This is a genomic window from Rossellomorea vietnamensis (genome assembly GCF_008180615.1).
Classification (GTDB): domain Bacteria; phylum Bacillota; class Bacilli; order Bacillales; family Bacillaceae_B; genus Rossellomorea; species Rossellomorea vietnamensis_D.
In genome coordinates this window covers 60,673-79,404 of record NZ_VTEH01000011.1, presented here as the reverse complement: position 1 = coordinate 79,404, position 18,732 = coordinate 60,673, and the positions used below count along the sequence as shown (strand labels likewise).

Here is an 18,732-nt window from a genome sequence, read left to right as displayed (position 1 = left end):
TATGAACTAACATAGGTCAGTTTCTTATTATCTCAAGATTTTTAAAGCATTAACCGTGCAACTGGCAGCCATTCTGGTGAGGTTCTTCTGCCAAAAGCCTATCTTAATGGAATAATACGAAACTACTATTCTTAGGGTTTCCGCCTTTTTTCATTCTGCTTTTGAGATTTTTCCAAAAGCTGCAGCCTCTGTCAAAACAGCCTGTTTATTTGAAACCTTTCTTGAGTAAGCTGCCTGTTTTTGAAATAATTGGAATAAATTTATATCCTCCATAAATAAACTACTCTCTGAATAGTTATTTATGGACAAAACATAATTATGGGGGAACTGGAAATGAAAACAAACCTTTTAAAAATACTTGAAATAATCAAATTGGGAGAGAAATTAAAATCTGAAATGAGGCACAGTTGGCTGTCTAATGGCAGACAAGAAAGTGTAGCTGAGCATACTTGGAGGGTTACCTTAATGGCTATATTAATAGAACCCTATTTAGAACAGAAGGTAGATACCTCCAAATTACTAAAAATGATTACCATCCACGATTTGGTGGAGGCTGAGGCCGGAGACATCCCTGCCTTTGATACGATGGATAACCCTGCAGCTAAGGAACTCAAAGCATTGAATGAGATTAAATCAATAGAAAAGATAAGGGATACATTAGGAAATTCATTAGGAAACGATTTATATGATCTATGGTTCGAGTTTGAAAATAAAGAGACATACGAAGCGAAAGTCGCAAATGCCTTGGATAAATTAGAAGCACAACTTCAACATAATGAAGCTGATTTATCAACTTGGTTAGAAATTGAGCATGGTATGAGCTTTATGATGGGCAAACATGTAGAGTTTGACCAAACTCTTCAACTATTAAAGGATTTAATTGAGAGTGAAGCGGAAATAAAATTAAAGGAAGCTGGAAAGGATACGGAACTCATTAAGGATAGTGTCCTGATTAAATAATCAAAATGGCAGGTATAGCTCAAAGGATTAAAAAACCTCCTTCAACAACCCGGCCATTAATAAAGATTAATCTGATGACAAAAGACTCGCCAAACGACGAGTCTTTTGTCTAGGTGCAATAAGTAAACCTGTGTGAAAAGATTTCTTCCCCCTTTTCACCCGATAGGCAATTAAAGGTTTAAATTCCCGCCCAGTGTGAACTATATGTACATAGGGTGAGAGTTCCACAATCCAAATCATTGACTATAAATTTTAATTGTGTAAAATTAAATTGTGCACAACTTATTTTACACGAAAAAACTTAAAGGAGAGATGCAAAATGTCAGACGCATTATTTACTACATCCGTATCAGCTGTCGGCGGACGTGAAGGCCGTGTAGAATCCTCAGAGGGGAACATCAATCTGCAGTTAGCGATGCCGGGAACACCAAGGAAGAAAGAACTGCCGGAAGCAACAAACCCTGAACAGCTTTTCGCAGCAGGTTATGCAGCATGCTTTGACGGCGCTCTTCAACTGATTGCCAAGAAAGCAAAAGTATCCTTTGATTCAGAGGTTACAGCCAACGTTAGCTTATTGAAGGATGAAGCGGATCAAGGCTATAAACTTGCGGTGAAACTGCAAGTGAAAGGTACAGGCGTAGATCGTGATACGTTAGAAAACCTTGTACACAAAGCACATGAATTCTGCCCTTACTCCAAGGCAACAAAAGGAAATATCGATGTTGAATTGGAAGTTGTAGAGTAAGCCTAAGATAGTAAAAAGTTCACGATTCCATCAAGGAATCGTGAACTTTTTTTATTAATCAAACGTTTGATTAAAGGTTATTCAACAGCCGCAGAAGCGAGGATTTCAACACTTTATTCTCTTCTTCCGTGCTGCCCGCAAGTGATAATATGCGCCCGGGGATGTCCGCCGCTTTTCCCTTAAGATTTTGTCCCTCAGAGGTCAGCTTCACCGAAACGGAGCGTTGATCTTCGTCCGATCTCTCCCTGACAAGAAGTCCCTGCTCTTCCATCCGCTTGAGCATCGGGGTAAGTGTCCCCGAATCCAAAAACAACTTCTCGCCCATTCCTTTAACAGTCAGACTCTCATGCTCCCACAGCAGCAAAAGCACTAGATATTGAGGATACGTAACATCCAGGTCCTCCAAAATAGGTTTATATTGCTTCGTCATTTCCCTTGAAGCCGCATACAGCAAAAAGCAGATCTGGTTCTCAAGCTTCAACTGTTCAAATTCGTTTTCCATCGTACACCAACTCTTCGATAAAGATTCTATTACTACTATACCTCTTCGCCCCTTTAAAATAAAACGTTTTAGTGCTTAAAAGCCCTAAGAGTGACGTACCTAAAACGGAAGCGCTCTGGCAGTAGCATTAGGAAATTGTTCACGAGAGAAACTAGCTGGGCTTATCTTTTATTCTCTTTGGCTTATTAACCTTATGGGCAGAAGCTGGATTTTCTCCAGATTTAATATTCTTCTGGAAGCCACCTTCACCTGCCTCGTCTTAAAAGACCCCAATGATTTTCTCATTGAAGAAACCTTGAGAAATAAGAGAAGAAATTCCGCTTATTCAAGTCATTATCACGTAAAATAGCTAAATAAAAGCGGAGAATTTTCCGCTTATTTGTTTAAAAGATGTGAAAATGGCTCGTATCACTGTGCTTAAGCGGAAATAATCCGCTTATTCACCCCAAATCGTATTCAACACCGTAGCTTAAACGGAAAAACTCCGCTTATTTTAAGGATTATTCATTTCGTAAACATGGAATGTCTTCTGCTGGAATGGAATAGGGAACCGGCTTATCCTATTTTCTATACCGTGCTGTAAGCTCCCTGGAACTCCCAGCATAACAAGGGGTTTTCATTCCTATAAAAGAGGCGGCCTTCCTCTTATTTTCTTTAAGTTATTTGACCACCAGGGGCTAGGCGCAGATGCTTGACTCCAAAAACATAATTAGAAGTTATTCAGAGGCATGCCGAACCCAACACAATAGAAAAACGACTCTTCATCTAAAAAGAGTCGTTTTTTCTAACAGAACTATCAAATATTCAGCTAATATTAGGATCTATTTCATCATCCAAACTGAACAAATCACCGCTCAAACCACTTATTCGTAACAGTCTGCTTGTACCAGTAGTAGCTGTCTTTTCTTGTGCGTTCAAACGTTCTGAAATTGACATGGATAATACCAAATCTCTTCTCATACCCTTCAGCCCACTCAAAGTTATCAAGCAAGGACCATACAATATATCCCTTAATCGGCACTCCCGCTCCAATCGCTCGATGCAAGGCGGTCAAATGCTGTTTCAGGTAATCGATTCTCTCTTGATCAGCTACTCTTCCATTCTCTACTTCGTGGTTATAGCAAGCCCCGTTTTCCGTAATGTAAATCGGCACATCTCCATAAGTTGCATGAAGATCCGTTAAGGTTTTGTAAAAGCCTTCTCCATAAATCGGCCAGCCAATGTCCGTCCGGCGTTCGTCCAACGGAATCTCTTCTACTTGGAATAGACCTCCATCTTCTTTATAACGCCCCAGACTGCCTGTATAATAATTGATTCCCATGAAATCGATAGGCTGTGAAATGAGATCAAGGTCGCCCTCTTCTGCTTTCAATACAGCGTTATGCTCTCCAAATAGTTCAATCAATTGTTCAGGATAAGACCCTTTGAAGACTGGATCCATGAACCAATCCTTAAGCCACATCATGCCGCGCTTACATGCCTGTTTGTCTTCCTCGGTTTGAGTATAGGGTTCTAACCAGCCGACATTTGGCGCATACCCGATTTCCCCATCAGGCACAAGATCCCTGAATGATCCAACAGCTTTTCCATGCGCAAGAAGCAAGTGATGAGACACGTCCACTGCAGCCTGTAAATCAGTTTTTCCTGGAGCGTGAATACCTAAGTAGTTTGATAGAAAAGAAGCACACCATGGTTCATTGATGGTAATCCACTTCTTGACCTTGCCGCCGAATTCTTTAAACATCGCAACAGCATATTCATGGAAGGCATCTGTTGTCGAACGGTTTTCCCATCCTCCCTCTTCTTGAAGAATTTGTGGAAGATCCCAGTGGTAAAGGGTGATCATCGGTTCGATTCCATTCTTCAAGAGCTCGTCAATGAGGTCGCGGTAGTAGGCGACACCTTTCGGATTCAACTCACCCGTTCCTTCAGGAATCACTCTTGACCAGGAAATCGAGAATCTGTACAAGTCTACACCTAAGTCTTTCAAGTGCTGAACATCTTCTTTATAGCGATGGTAGCTGTCACATGCCTCATCTCCATGGTCACCATTCTTGACGTTGCCGGGTGCATGAGAGAATACATCCCAAATGGAAGGAGTACGTCCATCTTCAGAAGCAGCACCTTCTATTTGATAAGAAGCTGTCGCAGCTCCCCATTTCAAAGTCTCTGGAAATTGTATCGTTGTTGTCATATTCATTACCTCCCGTGTTGTAATGGGATCGGCTATGCTCTTTCTATGCTGGATGACCGAATGACAAGCTCTGGGTCTACTTTAACCGGTTGGATGTCCTGGTTATCCTGTATAAGATCATTAAGCATATAGGCAGCCAGTTTCCCTAATTTTTGTTTGTCCTGCTTTACTGTTGTTAGCGGCGGATCGGTGTAACGGCATGATTCAATATCATCACAGCCAATGAGCTGAATATCATTTGGAACAGACAGCCCTTCCTCTTTTATCGCTTTCAAAGCACCTAAAGCCATCATGTCAGAAGCGGCAAATACAGCTTCCGGCAGCTCTTCAGCCTGTAAAATTTCTTTCATGGATCGATATCCGCTTTCTTCAAAAAAGTCTCCATACCGGATCCACTCTTCGCGAATGGGCAAGCCAAACTGGGCCATCCCTTCCATGAATCCTCCGTTTCGGATACTGGCAATGAGTGAATCGGTTTTTCCGCCGATATAGCCGACTTTCCTGGTTTGATTCAAATAAAGATGCTCTACGACTTTTAATCCGATTTTCGTATTATCCGTCATGATATAGCTGGAGCGGGGTCCGTCCAACTTTAAATCTATACCGATACAAGGAATATCACTTTTCGTAATTTCTTCAACCTCTTCTTCAATTTCATCTCCTGCAATAATCAGGCACCCATCCACATGAAAGTGTCTGCATCTCTCCAGGTATTTGCTCTCGCCTTGATAGATTTTTTCATTTGAAAACAGCAGGATGTCGTAACCTAATGTGCCTACAGCCTTTTTGAAGGAGTTGATAACCTCATTGAAAAAGGGATGTGTAAAATCAACATTAATCTTACCTGCGTAGACCAAACCGATCAGATTGGATTTTTTTGTAGCCAGTGATTTTGCCGAAAAGGTTGGTTGATACTTTGTTTCTTCTATAATTTTATATACTTTTTGTCGGGTTGCCTCGCTGATTCCTCCATAATTGTTCATAATTTTAGATACAGTGGCAGGTGATACACCCGCCATCTTAGCAATATCTCTTATTGTCAGATTCATTCTGCTTTACAGCTCCTTAAGCTTTGTCCGATATCCTATTATTATGATTGTACCAACAATTAGGAGGAGTGGCACCGTTTACTTGATTGAACCTTCCGTAATACTGGAAATGAACCATTTATTAAAGAAGAGGAAGATGACAATCAATGGAACAGTTGCCCAGAAAACACCTGATAAAAGCATACCGAAGTCTACGCGGAACGCATTGTTCAAGGAAGCGAGCGCTACCTGCAGAGTATAAGATGACGGTTCACGGAGGACGGTGAATTGCCATAAGAATTCGCCCCATACGAGTGTGAACACAATGATGCCCAGAGTGGCGAAAGCAGGTTTGACGATAGGAAGTACAATGCTCCAATAAATTCTGAAGTTCGAACACCCGTCAAGCTTGGCTGCCTCCATCAATTCATCTGGTACAGACTGAGTGATGTACTGCCGCATAAGGAAGATTCCCAGAGGGTTAAGCAAGAAAAGCACCCCTGCTCCGAGCAGCGTATCCAGCCATCCTAATTGGGAAATCAAATAGTACTGTGGAATCAGTCCCAATTGAGGGGGAATAACCATCGTCAGCAAGATACTGATGAAAAGAAAGTTTTTTCCAGGAAATTCGAATTTCGCGAAGGCAAAGCCTGCAAGTGAGCTGATGATCAGCACTAACGCAGTAACCACCGTACATAATAGAATCGTATTCCACATTGCATTGAAGAAAGGAATCGTATCCAGCACTTTTTGAAAGTTTTCAACAAGCATTCCACCCGGAAGGATGGTTGGAGGAATCGAGTTATAAGCCGCACTTGGACGCGTCGCCATGACAAACATCCAATAAAACGGAAATAGAGATAACAGAGAAGCAATACTTAGCACTGCATAAATGAGAAATGTCCCCGGATTAAATCGTTTTTTGCTCTGTTGGCTCATGATCTTACACACCTCTCTTCTTCTTGTTGCCTGCACCTGAAGTCAACCACGTATTCAGAGCTGCTGCTGCAACAATGATGATCAATAATAGTACAGCTGTTGCCGATGCGGTTCCAAATGAACCCAAGTTAAAGGCATCTCTGTACAAGTACATCACGACAGTCATTGCTTCATCTCGGCTGAATGCTGAAGCACCCAAGAAAACGGTTGGTTCCGCAAAGAGTTGAAGAGCCCCTACGGTTGACATAAAAACAGTCAAAACAATGAATGGCTTCAATAAAGGAATGGTGATGTGCAGGAATTGCTGAACTTTGTTAGCTCCATCAATCGTCGCAGCCTCATATAAATCTTTCGGGATACTTTGAAGACCCGCAAGATAGATGATCGTGTTATAGCCGACCCAGCGCCAAAATACCATTAAAGAAATGGCAATTTTCGCACCCCATTCAGACGTTTTCCAGCTGACTGGATCAAATCCGAATAATCCGATAACATAGTTTGCCAGCGCACTCTCGTCTCCGCTGAAGAACACTCCAAAAACAAGCGCTACGGCTACCATGGAGGTTATATACGGCATAAAAATCGTAACCCTGAAGAAATTTGTAAATCGAATCACAGCCAAATTCAGGAAGTATGCCAGAATAATTCCGACTATTAATTGTGGTGCAGTCCCCATCAAGCCGATGATGACTGTGTTATAAAGTGATTTCCAGAACAGAGGATCTTGTAGAACAATCACAAAGTTGTTGAATCCTACGAACTCCATTTCTCCTAAGCCGTTCCATTTTTGAAAAGCAAGCACGATACTGAAAATCGCAGGATAAAGTCCAATGATGCCAAAAATGATGAAGAACGGCGCAACATATAAATAGCCAGAGATCATATCTTTTTTCTTTTCAGATAATTTACTGACTTTAGCAGAGGTCCTTGCTTGCTTATGTGTATTTTCCAACCTGACTACCTCCTTAAGAAATGAGGGCTAGATGGAATTCCCCATCCAGCCCGGTTCATATTACCGTTTCATCAAATCTTCTATACGTTTGACAGCAGCATCCCACTCTTTTTCAGGATCTCCGCCTTCTTGAACATTTCGAAGAGCTGTTAAAACTTCATTATTCACAGACACATATTTAGGCCCTTTGTATACTTCAGGAATCTCTTTAGCTGCTTCCGCAAAGTATTTGGCTGTATTCTCACCGCCGAAATAGTCATCTGTATTATTTTTGAATTCATCCATCTCGTATACAGCTGGTGCAGATGGGAATAGACCATTTTCAACAAACGATGTTAATTGATTCTCTGGAGAAAGAAGCCATTCAGCAAATTCATAAGCTTCTTCGCTATGTTTGGTTTCAGCAGGAATAGTGACATAAGAACCGCCCCAGTTACCCGCAAATTGAGTAGGCAATGTTGTCACGCGCCATTTCCCTTCGCCTTCAGGAGCATTTTCTGTCATGTATCCTTTCAACCAAGCTGGTGCCATTTCTACAGCAAATCCGCCTTGATTCAATGCGTTTGCCCATTCAGGCGTCCACATTTCAAAATTACCAACGTATCCTTCTTGATCTAATTCAACGGCAAAATCGTAGGCTTCTTTCACGCCGCTATCTCCCTGACCGATTAAAAGCTCGCCATCACGGTTGAAATAACTCACTTCAAGAGCATCCATATTGGCACGAAACGCCATTTCCATACTGTCTACCATCGGCTTATCTGTTGCATCAAGCACTTTCTTCGCTGCCTCTTTGAAGGCTTCTGGAGTTGAGATCAACTCGTTTACTTCATCAGGATCTGTCGGCAGGCCTGCTTCTTCAAAAACCTCTGTATGGTAGTACATTGCTTTTGGACCGATGTCAGTAGGAAGGCCGAACAAGAAATCTCCTTCGCCATTCTCAGCACCTCTCCATTTCCAGTCCAAATACTCACCCTTAATGTCTTCAGCACCTAAATCATATAAGTTCACGAACCGATCCTGCGCTTCACGGTAACGGTCTAACTGATCAACTTCGATCATCGCTAGATCAGGAGCTCCTGTACCAGAAGAAATGGCCGTGAACAAACTATTGTGGTGATCTCCTAATTCAGATGTTTTGATATTGATATTCACATCTGGATTTTCTTTTTCATATTCCTCTGCTAACGCTTCATAATTCGTTGCTCCGAACAACCAGAAATCCAGGGTTACCTTTTCTCCATCACCTGAAGATTCTTCTCCTCCATTACAAGCAGCAAGAAATACACTTGAACTTAGCAGCAAAGCACCCAAGAAACTCTTTTTTAGTTTCATATCTTATACCCCTCCATTAATAGTTCTTTCTATAGTTTCAACCAATTTAGCCACAACCATTTACGAAACCGGTTTCGTAAATGGTTAAAAAAAATCAATTGATTCTGTTTCTATTGACGATTATAACACTTTTGTATCCGTTTTCAATAGGTTTTTTAAAAAAATTCTTTGTGTTTTAGTAAACCGGTTTCGCAAATGCCTAAATCAAGAGGATGGGACTGCTTCGGTCGGGGTGTGATGGATTTGCGGTGAGATCTGTATAAAGGTGAGGCTTCCTCGGTCAGGAGAAATGTGTTTCCGATTTGATTTAGAAGGAAAAACTCCCCACCCCGCCGAATAGAATGGAATTGGATAGATTAGTTCAAAGGAGATTTCATTATGGAAAAGCAGCAGGTCACGAGAAGATATGATTTGGATTGGTTGAAGGTCATAGCCACTCTGCTTGTTTTTTTATATCATTGCTCAATGTTTTTTAACCCTTTTGATTGGCATGTGAAAAATAATGAATTGGACAGCTCTGTTATTCTGGCGTTCTCCCTCCTGATCGGTACCTGGATCATGCCCATCTTCTTTGTGATTTCCGGCATCAGCTCCTACTTCTCCCTGCAAAAAAGGCGCATGGGAACCTATATGAATGAAAGGCTGCTGCGTCTCGGGATTCCACTGGTATTCGGGGTATTGATCCTGTCTCCACCGCAAGTTTATATTGAACGTTTAGATAACAACCAGTTCACAGGTTCGTTCCTGGAGTTTCTTCCCCTGGCTTACAAGGGACTATATTTAGAAATCGGCGCTACCGGAAACTTCGCATTCGTCGGCCTGCACCTATGGTACCTGCTTGCCCTGATCCTCTTTTCATTTATAACAATGCACTTATTCAATAAAACAAAGTCTTTTAAAAATGTCACACCTTTTCATTTGATCCTTTTGCACATCGCCCTGATCGCAGTGGCTGCCTTTGTTGAAACCGTCCATCTCGGAGGATGGGATCTGCTCGTTTACCTGCTGCTATTTCTTGCCGGTTACTATATTTTCAGCAGTGACCAATTACTTTCGCTATTAAAAAAGACCTTTCCGGTTCATCTCATACTGGGTTTAACCGCAGCAATTTCTTATGCTCTCTGGTTCATGCTCGATTTTCCTGAAAGAGGATCGATGGCGTTTACCCTGTTCACCAGTCTGGCTGTAATCGGAAGCTTGAACGTAATTCTCTTCTTCTATTACATGGCTGACAGGTACTTGTCTTTTTCTAACAAGCTTCTCCGGTATACCAGTGAGGCCTCCTTGCCTTTTTATATTCTGCATCAGCCGGTTATCGTTATAATAGGTTTCTTAATCAAAGATTGGAGCTGGCCAATTTCATTGAAATTTATCTTTCTGATAGTGGTTTCATTTCTCATCATTGCTTTCATCTATCATTTTGTGATTCGCACCCTCCCATTCCTTAGAATTCTATTTGGACTCCGAGGAAAGAAGCGCCAGGCTTCCTTGCCGCCGCCAGCTAAACCAGAAGTCAGCATTTAATAGTATCCTAAGTCGTTCCGATAACGTGGGGAAAGCGTAAAATCGCGTCAAAATAGCCCGTACATAATATAGGATTACAAACATTTAACACAGAAAAAAAGCCTGGGAGATCCCAAGCTTTTTTCTATGTGTTGTTTTATAGCGAAAGTTCTTTTTTATTCCTCAAGCTCCCTCGTGTTTACGAGAACTAAATGACCGTTATCCCTTTCATAGAAACTTATAAAGGTCGGTTCATTCCCTTCAAGTTGATAACTTACAAGAATACTGTCCTTGCTTAATTCTTCAACGAATTGAATTGAAAAATCCTCAGTGGCATATGTCTCTTCAAGTTTTTCAGAAACTGTTCTTTCCAACATTTTATCTTCTATTAAAAGCGTTAGTAACCATACCGTGGTGCCAAGGGATAATGCTAAAGATAATAATGATATTTTCGTAATAGTATTTTTCTTTGTGAGTTCTCGGATAAATTCAACCCTTAATTTGAAACGTTTACTCTTGTTATGCAAAAAATGTTAAACACTAACGTTAATCCTTCTAGGATCAACGCCTCCGTTTGTAAAGGGCACTTTATTACTCATCCTAAGATGGTTTAATCAAATGAACATTTTTTCTAAAAGAAAAGTTATAAGAAAATATCCACGAGACGAGAAGTGATAAAAGCTTCAACCAGAGCAGCAAGTATAAATAAAGGAATGATAATCACTATATAGCTTGTGATACCTTGCCTTAACATTCCCTTGAATTTTTCGGAGTTTTTCTTTCTATGAAAAACCTTATAAAACATATTTTTATTAATATACATACCTATTGCTACGCTATAAAGAATAGGAATAATTTCAATTACTGCGTGGGGTAGAAATGCTACAACCATTGTTTGTAAAACGTTATGATTCATAATAACACCGTAACCAGCAACTATTCCTACGGATGCAAAAGAAAGTAAGCCGTAAATAAAAGGAAGTCCATATACAGGAATAAACCCGCATAAGATAATCATCAACCCAATAAACAAGTTATTCAATAGAATAGAATAGAATAAAACTTTTGTACATTTGCTGGCTCTTCCTTGTCATCTAACATCTGTTCAGCAATAAGATGCGTTTGCTCCACTATAAAATTTTCAAAATAAAATGAGGAAAAGAGGAAAATTAGAGCTGTTAATATACCTAAAATCAATACAGCAAATATACTTTTCCTGTAAAATTGGTTATATAAGTGATACTCTAATACAAATTTCCCTTTCACTTTATCTATACTCATTTCATATTTGACCCTCCTATTAAACTACTTATTAAACTATCCCTTTACTAGAACAAGGGCCGGCTGCTCCTTCAGCAAACGCCCTCTTATTCAAATCGTTCTTTACTCCTATCGTACTCTCGCTTCTTGAAAAAGAAGATAACAAGTATGCTAATCACTCCAGTTAGGTAGGAATAATCCTGGTTGCTTATGGCTTTATAAGTAAGAAATAATATGCAGCCTATTGAAAAAACAGCAATTATCATCATTTTATTTTTTGTCATACTATCTCCTCCTTTGCTCATCGGAACTGAAATAAAGGTGAGCAGGCCAACTTGAATATACGACTAACCAGTACTCACAAAGCTCCGCAACTTCTTATTATGTCCACCATTTATCGAAATGATGTTAATAAAGATGTTGAGCAGCAAATCAAGTCAAAAAAGTTTAATAATAAAAGCTATACCTAAAGCAAACGGTAAACATCCAAAAGCTGAACAACCGGCGCATCCATCTAAAGCCTCTTTTTGAGTTATTGGTTCCTCTTTATCGTTTTCCATATCCTTTGGGAGTTGCGTTTCTTCAATAATTTTTGACACACATTACCTCCTTAGCAACGCCACCTATAACATAACTACATTTCCATTCCCTATTTTAAATTTCGTTTCAAGTTCCCGCTAAAATTCTGTTTATTTCTCATCAATCCAACACTGTTACCAAAAACAGCTCCCATAAAAAATAGGTAGAAGGTGTTCCAGTTGTATGAACCACTACCATAACCCGCTGCTAAGAAAATCAGCATCGACACCCCTAAAATGATTCCAGCGTATTTCAAATTCTCACGAAATTCCTTCACTGATTATTCCCCCTTTATACCTTTTGACGAAAAACTGGCAATTTAAGTTCCGCCCCCGATAATTACGTTAATAATTAGACGATACTCATTTACTTAAGTTTCGAAAATCCCGTTTAATATCCCGATCGAAGGTAACTTATCGTTTTCTTTTTCAAATTAAAGCAGACAACAAAAAGAATAGCGGTTAAGAGTAGTAAAGATGGAATTAAGGATAGGTCCTAATTTCACCTTAAAGCTTACCTCCGGATTTCTTTATTTGAAATACTCAATAAAAATTTTATTAGACGAACAAAGGGCACTGCTTTTTTAAGCAATCGCCCTAATCGTACAACTCTCTATTGAATTTCAAGTGGAGAGGGCTGCTTTTCCCATTCAGTTGGCCCTTCGTTTGGTTCGATAAACTTCCTCCAATAGTCTCCCGTTTTCTTATCAAATAGGATTACATTTTGTTCATTCGCTGAAATAAACTCATATCGAAATTGCTCTTCTGGCTCTGGGCTGCCTTTCCTTGATGAATCCCTTATCGCACTTGAGATGGTAAAGGCGGAAACTAGTATACAGATACTTAAGATAACAATTGCACCAGTCAATGATAATCTACGTTTTTTCTCATCCAACTGAACTCCCCCTAACTATTTACTCTCTAACTTTTTCTTGGCTTTTCGTTCTAAAAATATTGGAGCTATATTTAGCAAGATAGAAGCTATTGTCAAAAACCATAATTCCCTATCATAATTGGGGACTTCACTTAAAGCTGACATATCTTCCCTTATTACCAACTCCGATACAAAACTGTGTTCTGCACAAAGTGTTAATGCTGTAAATGATAATCCCATCGCCATAGCAAGTTTATAGTCTTTTCCTGCTGCGACCATATAAAGATTTTTAAAGGTTACTACTATTGCAACGACCCCTAATACCAGCCACATACCTATTCCTCCGAATATTTTAATTTACAACGATCAATTGTTTTCTTTTTGAACAATCCTACCCATTAATGAAGAACTGAATTTTCATAATATTACAGTATATTTTACCACAAAATGTTATCAATCCTGAGATTTTCTTGGGGCAGTTTAAAAGCGCATGCCAAATAAAAAATAAAACAGCACCCTAAATCGCTCGATGACAACTTCTATTGTCAAAGTCGATATTAGGGTGCTATTTTTTATGCTATCTTACACTGTCATTCCACGATTCAGGTGTACCATCGTTTATCTATCACACTATTTTTCAGGGGGATATTAGTGGTCACTCCCACTTAAACACATAACTGGCAAGCATAAATCCGCCGACCAGCCACACACCCAGAATCAGAGTTTCCGTCCCCAGCTCCAAAAACGGTGTTCCCAGATTCATTATCTCCCGCAGAGCTGAACTTAGATGGGCAATAGGAAGGATGTTAACAACCGGTTGAACCATTTCCGGCATGTCACTGACTGGAAAAAATACTCCGCCCAGGAACAATAGGGGAAACGTAACAAACGCAGCAATCGGGCCCGCGCTTTCAGGGTTTTTGGCCATACCGGCAATGACAAAGCCAAGTGACATAAAGGTCAGGGTTCCGAGTATAATGAAGAAAATAAGCGCGAGCCATGAGCCTGCGACATTGATTCCGAAGATGAGATTGGCGATGAGGACGACCAGCAGTGCCTGCGTCCCATTAAGCATCAGCCTGGCTGAGATTTGCGCCGCAATGAAAGTCGAAGCTTTTAACCTTGTTCCCTGCATCCTGCGAAGAATCCCTCTCTCACGCCACGCTGAGATTTGGCCAGCAACGCCATTCATATTGTTGTTCAAAATCATCAACGCGACAATCCCCGGCACAAGGAAATCGACGTAACGGAGATTCAAAGCCTCAATGCCAACCTTTTCAACGGTCACGAGTGGTTGATAATCCACAAGGTCTTTGCTGTATTGATCAATAATTCCATTTATAACCGTGATGCCAAGCTCGGCGTTTTCGAGGTTTTTTTCGTTATAATAAACCGGAAGCGAGAAGGCTGAATTCTCCCCCTTCAGATTTTCTCCATATCCTGCGGGTATTTCAATAAGAAGCTGGATATCTCCGTTCTCAACAGCCTTTTTACCAGTTTCTACATTCTCAAAACTTTCTGTTTCAACGGCTTTATTTTCGTAAAATAGGTCCTTTATATCATTGGATGCAGCGGTTTGATCGAGATCGACCACCCCGGCGGACAAAGAAACAGAATTTTCTTTTCCAACAAGCGAACCCAGTGCCAGCATTAAGATGATGGGAAAAAGCAACGTGAAGAGCAGCACCTGCTTATTTCGTGCAAAAATACGCAGCTGCGCCAATGTTAACTGCCAATATGCTCTCATGATTCTCTGATGCTCCTTCCTGTCATATGAATAAAGACATCTTCCAAAGTCGCCAAGCGTGTTTGAAGATCCTCAAATTTAAATTGATGCTGCTCGGACGCATGAATCAGGGAGGTCAAGGCCAGCTGCAGATCGTCCGTAGACAGCTGGACAAAGGTATCTTTGATGGACACTTCGCCGACTCCCTCCATCGCCATGAACCAATCTTTTTCAGGAGGGTTTTTCAGGTGAAATTCCACCGTGCTGGTCGACTGCAATTTTTTTACCAGGTTAGTTGGTGTATCGAGAGCGATCAACTCCCCTTGATCCATGATGCCGATGCGGTCACAGAGCACATGGGCCTCATCCATATAGTGAGTGGAAAGAATGACTGTTTTACCCCGCTCCTTTAAATGCAGGACAATATCCCATAGCGTTCTCCTCGCTTGCGGATCGAGACCGGTCGTCGGTTCATCAAGAAACACGATTTCCGGATCATGAATCAGAGCCAGCGCAATAGCAAGCCGCTGTTTCTGCCCGCCTGAAAGACCTTTAATCCGGTCCTTCCTCTTTTCAGTCAGCAGCATATCCTCTATTAATTCGTTGATGTTGACGTTATTCGGATAAAAGCTTGCATATAAGTGCAGAATTTCTTCTACTTTCAATAATTCGAATAAGGAGGTGGACTGAAGCTGTACGCCAATCACCTCTTTGACCTTGTTCACTTGTTTGCGGACATCGAAGCCTGCCAATGCCGCTGTTCCTTCGTCTGGCTTGCGGAGGCCGACCAGCATTTCAATTGTCGTTGTCTTTCCGGCACCATTGGGTCCAAGCAAGCCGAATATTTCTCCTTTTTTCACTTGAAAAGCCACTCCATTCACAGCCGTAATCGAGCCGTAGCGCTTCACAAGATTTTGAACATCTACCATTATTTCATTATTCATGACAAACCTCCTTAGGATTGCAGTTGATTTATTTAATAAGCTTTTTTTATCACTACTTCCACAAAGATTGCGGCTGGTGGGTGGGAGAGAGCCGACGGGCAAATGTTCCCGAGAGAAATAAGGGAACATATTTCCGCTATTTGCAGATTCACTCTCATTTTAGAGTAATTAAGGGAAGATTTTTCCCTTATTTATAGAAAAATACCTATTTTGCTAGTGTTGGAGGCCTATAAGGGAAAATCGTTCCTCTATTTAAGCCTTTTTCCGTTCTATTTAGTAATTAAGGGAAGTTTATTCCCCTATTTTAAAAAGCGGAAACATACTAGTCAGCTCCGACTGTCTCACCGGGTTTAGAAAGTGCCTCAAAAAAAGAAAACAGCCTCTTATAAGCTGTTTCCCTCCTCATTATACGCGGTGGTGGTCCTCTTTCCAATTTTGTACTGCCTTCTTAATTTCATCAGGTGAAAGGTTCTCCGATAAGACACGATCCACTAAATCAGGATACTCCGCGTCATCCGCAAAACGCAGGGCAATCACCTGCTTCAGTGATAGCCTGGAATCTAATAGATTCCCAGTCAATCGATAATACCGGAAGTTCTCTTCTCCACGAATGATCCGATCCTGAAGCTTCAGGGCATACCCTCTCAGCCTCACTGTCACAAATAAAAAAATCAGTGCAAACAATAATACAATCACGCTCAGCAGCCACTGGTCCCCCACGTTTTGGAAGAAGAATACAATCGATAAAATGAACGCAATAAGCGAAAGCAGGCCAATTCCTCCTATAAAGAGCGAATCTGCCTGTGTATGATTCTTATAATCTTGTTTTATTGTCATTACCCCCTGTCCCTCTATCTTATTCTAGCTTATTTGTGTTATCCCTTCATAATATGAGCGCAGCCGTATTTATAAAACCATGGATTAAGCTCGCTCTCCTTGACCCTGATGAAAAAAACACTTCACTACATTAACGCACGAAAAGGGACAGTCCCTCTTCGCGCTTTTATGTACTAAAGTAAAACAGAACTAGCCCTTCCCGTTCATTTACAAAACATACCAACTGTCCTATACTTACTAAAAAAGCGAGGTGTTCGGGTTTGGCAATTATTACGGTAGACTTTGATGGAACACTTTATCAAGGAAATTCCTTCAAGGCCATGTTCTCAGTCGGAAAAGAAACATTCACCGCCAAGCAGTGGGCGATTGTTGCTGCAGGACTAGCTAAGGCATCTGCCGGCGGCTTACTAAAAGGAAAAAACAAGTTCCGCCACGATTTTTTCAGGGCCTTTGCGAAGACGTTCAAAGGCAAGACCACGGAAGAACTAGATCTCTTTTTCCAGGAACTCGTGGATCACGGAAAAGAGGAAGTGCACCACACCCTTGTCAGCAGAATCCACGATCACCAGAAGAACGGAGACACGGTCATTGTGCTATCAGGCGCGCTCCAGCCGTTCCTGAATGCTTTTATCAAACATCTTCAATTAAAAGATGTTCATGTGCTGAGCACAGAGTTGCAGTTCGACCAGGACGGCCAATGTACAGGCGAAATCGGACAAATTGTAAACGGCGATGTCAAAGTAGCGAAATTGCAGGAGTGGATGAACCAGCAGCACCCCACTGAAAATCCACCAAAAGAAATTTGGGCATACGCCGACAGTGAAAGCGATATTCCCCTGCTTCACTTTGTGAGCAACCCGGTTCTGGTTAACCCTAAACAAGGCATGCTTAAAGTAGCGGAAGAGAATAAGTGGGCTATATTTGCTTAATAAGTTGCGATAAAAAAAGGTTTAAAAGAATGGCTCGAACCTTCTATTAAACCTTTTTTATTTGTCTGCTTTATAGGGTCTAGTTAATTTCTGCCCCAGGTCCACAGTTTCACTAGGCGGCATAATTCCTACTTGATCTTAGGCATATACAGATTCTGAAGCTTTCTTGAGATACTTATATGGTTTCTTTTTTGGGTAATCGAACCCAACAAATGAACTTGATTGACGAGTCTTTTTGACTTGTAATATAAATTGGTGTGGAATTACGATCTTTAATTAAAGCCCCCTATAATGGAAGATGGTGTTTAAATCTTTCTAAGACTGATTCGTTAAAGGGAAATACCTGGTTTTTAACCTTACTTTTCATTTCTTCTAACGACAGAATAGCACCTTCTTTTAATTCTAGAGGATAATTATATTTTAAGCTGTTTGTTTCAAATTCTTCTTCATCAATAACTTCCCATTGCTCATCTTGCTTTTTTACAAGGTCTAAGTCCAAATCAACAAAAGATATTTCATTGCCTCTTAATACCGACGGCAAAGCAACATTACAATAATAAGAGACAATACTGCCATTTTTAATTTCCATCGCTACTGTGAAACCTTCTTTTAGAGAGAAGTATTCCAATGATGTATTATCAAATATAAATGTTGTATCTCTTGAGTAGTGCTTTAACTTTCTACCTGGTTTACAAAGCACTATGACGTACTCTGATGTTTGGCTAATTAGTTCACCTTGCCATTCATAATGTAATGATTTAGGATACTTCAATGCTTTAATATTTATAACTTCACTCAGAATAATACCCCCTATGAATTCTTTTACTACCCTGCAACTGTTTGTATAGCAAACGTTCCCGTTTGTTGAATACTAAGATGTACTATTATTTCATTGTATATTTACTCAATAATACTTAATTACTTTGACTTTCGATAAATGATGGTCCACTTTGATTTTTCATCACAACATCACTATGTTGAAAGAAATCAAAGATTCGCTCTCTTTGCTTTTCAGGGATATTATTCGGTATCTCACTTAAATGAAACCAATCAATCTTGTCAGCCTCGTCAGTCAAAGTTAATTTGCCGCCAATTTTTTTACACAAAAATGAGAAAACCAAATTATTTTTTGCTGGTTTGTTATACAATCCTAAGACTTTTTCTATTTCCACTTCAAGACCAATTTCTTCTTTCACTTCCCTGATAACCGCTTCCCAAGGTGATTCATTCTTTTCTACTCCACCTCCTGGAAGGTTCCATAAATCATAATCTCTCCTATGACAAAGTAATACTCTTTTATCTTCATCAAGAATAATTGCAAAAGCACCCAAATTGAACATTATTCTCCCCCTCGTATCACAATTCACATTCGCTTTTTTTATATAATTTAACCTTGGAATATTCAACTAACCTGCCCCAATACTTG

The 18,732-nt window shown here is 40.4% G+C and carries 22 protein-coding genes; 4 read left to right on the top strand and 18 right to left on the bottom strand.

The features are described 5' to 3' along the window. Nucleotides 1–333: 333 nt before the first annotated feature. Together FZC79_RS13855 and FZC79_RS13850 are read left to right on the top strand one after the other, a co-directional pair. The gene (locus tag FZC79_RS13855; RefSeq protein ID WP_148947367.1) at nt 334–960 is read left to right on the top strand and encodes an HD domain-containing protein; all 627 of its coding nucleotides are present in this window, start codon (nt 334–336) and stop codon (nt 958–960) included. A 319-nt stretch (nt 961–1,279) separates the two neighbouring features. Further along, nucleotides 1,280–1,705 (top strand): organic hydroperoxide resistance protein, encoded by a 426-nt coding sequence (locus tag FZC79_RS13850; RefSeq protein WP_148947366.1) that lies wholly within the window; start codon nt 1,280–1,282, stop codon nt 1,703–1,705. A gap of 70 nt (nt 1,706–1,775) precedes the next feature. Here the strand turns inward: FZC79_RS13850 and FZC79_RS13845 are convergent, their stop codons facing one another. From FZC79_RS13845 to FZC79_RS13820, 6 genes are all read right to left on the bottom strand, one after another. Continuing rightward, nucleotides 1,776–2,207, bottom strand: coding sequence for a MarR family winged helix-turn-helix transcriptional regulator (locus FZC79_RS13845; protein ID WP_148947365.1), 432 nt, complete (start codon nt 2,205–2,207; stop codon nt 1,776–1,778). A gap of 847 nt (nt 2,208–3,054) precedes the next feature. Further along, a complete protein-coding gene (locus FZC79_RS13840; protein ID WP_148947364.1) occupies nt 3,055–4,401 on the bottom strand; it encodes a GH1 family beta-glucosidase in 1,347 nt (448 codons plus the stop codon). Nucleotides 4,402–4,433: 32 nt separating this feature from the next. Further along, entirely contained in the window at nt 4,434–5,450 is a 1,017-nt protein-coding gene (locus tag FZC79_RS13835) for a LacI family DNA-binding transcriptional regulator (protein ID WP_148947363.1), read from the bottom strand. Between the two features lie 78 nt (nt 5,451–5,528). Continuing rightward, complete coding sequence (locus tag FZC79_RS13830; protein ID WP_148947362.1) at nt 5,529–6,368, bottom strand: carbohydrate ABC transporter permease; 840 nt, start codon at nt 6,366–6,368, stop codon at nt 5,529–5,531. Between the two features lie 4 nt (nt 6,369–6,372). After that, nucleotides 6,373–7,320 carry a carbohydrate ABC transporter permease gene (locus FZC79_RS13825; RefSeq protein ID WP_148947361.1) on the bottom strand — a complete coding sequence of 316 codons (948 nt, stop codon included), beginning with the start codon at nt 7,318–7,320 and terminating at the stop codon, nt 6,373–6,375. 60 nt (nt 7,321–7,380) lie between these two features. Beyond that, complete coding sequence (locus tag FZC79_RS13820) at nt 7,381–8,655, bottom strand: ABC transporter substrate-binding protein (protein WP_148947360.1); 1,275 nt, start codon at nt 8,653–8,655, stop codon at nt 7,381–7,383. Between the two features lie 378 nt (nt 8,656–9,033). Between FZC79_RS13820 and FZC79_RS13815 the strand changes: the two genes are divergently transcribed. Then, nucleotides 9,034–10,179: an acyltransferase family protein gene (locus tag FZC79_RS13815; protein WP_148947359.1), complete on the top strand. Its 1,146-nt coding sequence runs from the start codon at nt 9,034–9,036 to the stop codon at nt 10,177–10,179. Nucleotides 10,180–10,334: 155 nt separating this feature from the next. Here FZC79_RS13815 and FZC79_RS13810 read toward each other — a convergent pair whose 3' ends face one another. From FZC79_RS13810 to FZC79_RS13770, 10 genes are all read right to left on the bottom strand, one after another. After that, a complete protein-coding gene (locus FZC79_RS13810; RefSeq protein WP_148947358.1) occupies nt 10,335–10,535 on the bottom strand; it encodes a hypothetical protein in 201 nt (66 codons plus the stop codon). A gap of 266 nt (nt 10,536–10,801) precedes the next feature. Continuing rightward, complete coding sequence (locus FZC79_RS13805; RefSeq protein WP_148992743.1) at nt 10,802–11,176, bottom strand: stage II sporulation protein M; 375 nt, start codon at nt 11,174–11,176, stop codon at nt 10,802–10,804. A 20-nt stretch (nt 11,177–11,196) separates the two neighbouring features. Further along, nucleotides 11,197–11,439, bottom strand: coding sequence for a hypothetical protein (locus FZC79_RS13800; protein WP_148947356.1), 243 nt, complete (start codon nt 11,437–11,439; stop codon nt 11,197–11,199). Between the two features lie 416 nt (nt 11,440–11,855). Further along, nucleotides 11,856–12,017 (bottom strand): hypothetical protein, encoded by a 162-nt coding sequence (locus FZC79_RS23200; RefSeq protein WP_187442783.1) that lies wholly within the window; start codon nt 12,015–12,017, stop codon nt 11,856–11,858. A gap of 50 nt (nt 12,018–12,067) precedes the next feature. Continuing rightward, complete coding sequence (locus FZC79_RS13795) at nt 12,068–12,274, bottom strand: hypothetical protein (RefSeq protein ID WP_148947355.1); 207 nt, start codon at nt 12,272–12,274, stop codon at nt 12,068–12,070. Nucleotides 12,275–12,609: 335 nt separating this feature from the next. After that, nucleotides 12,610–12,891 (bottom strand): hypothetical protein, encoded by a 282-nt coding sequence (locus tag FZC79_RS13790; RefSeq protein WP_148947354.1) that lies wholly within the window; start codon nt 12,889–12,891, stop codon nt 12,610–12,612. 15 nt (nt 12,892–12,906) lie between these two features. Beyond that, nucleotides 12,907–13,203, bottom strand: a complete 297-nt coding sequence (locus FZC79_RS13785; protein WP_148947353.1) for a hypothetical protein — start codon at nt 13,201–13,203, stop codon at nt 12,907–12,909. Between the two features lie 322 nt (nt 13,204–13,525). Next, nucleotides 13,526–14,617, bottom strand: a complete 1,092-nt coding sequence (locus FZC79_RS13780; protein ID WP_148947352.1) for an ABC transporter permease — start codon at nt 14,615–14,617, stop codon at nt 13,526–13,528. After that, on the bottom strand, nt 14,614–15,540 hold the full coding sequence (locus FZC79_RS13775) for an ABC transporter ATP-binding protein (protein ID WP_148947351.1): 927 nt from the start codon (nt 15,538–15,540) through the stop codon (nt 14,614–14,616). Before FZC79_RS13775 ends, FZC79_RS13780 begins: the two co-directional genes overlap by 4 nt. A 405-nt stretch (nt 15,541–15,945) precedes the next feature. Next, nucleotides 15,946–16,377 (bottom strand): DUF6526 family protein, encoded by a 432-nt coding sequence (locus FZC79_RS13770; RefSeq protein WP_148947350.1) that lies wholly within the window; start codon nt 16,375–16,377, stop codon nt 15,946–15,948. A gap of 260 nt (nt 16,378–16,637) precedes the next feature. On the opposite strand from FZC79_RS13770, the gene FZC79_RS13765 reads away from it, so the two are divergent. After that, a complete protein-coding gene (locus FZC79_RS13765) occupies nt 16,638–17,306 on the top strand; it encodes an HAD family hydrolase (RefSeq protein WP_148947349.1) in 669 nt (222 codons plus the stop codon). Nucleotides 17,307–17,592: 286 nt separating this feature from the next. Here the strand turns inward: FZC79_RS13765 and FZC79_RS13760 are convergent, their stop codons facing one another. Next, entirely contained in the window at nt 17,593–18,006 is a 414-nt protein-coding gene (locus tag FZC79_RS13760) for a DUF402 domain-containing protein (protein ID WP_252183332.1), read from the bottom strand. A 214-nt stretch (nt 18,007–18,220) separates the two neighbouring features. Next, nucleotides 18,221–18,646, bottom strand: coding sequence for an NUDIX hydrolase (locus FZC79_RS13755; RefSeq protein ID WP_148947347.1), 426 nt, complete (start codon nt 18,644–18,646; stop codon nt 18,221–18,223). Nucleotides 18,647–18,732: the final 86 nt, after the last annotated feature.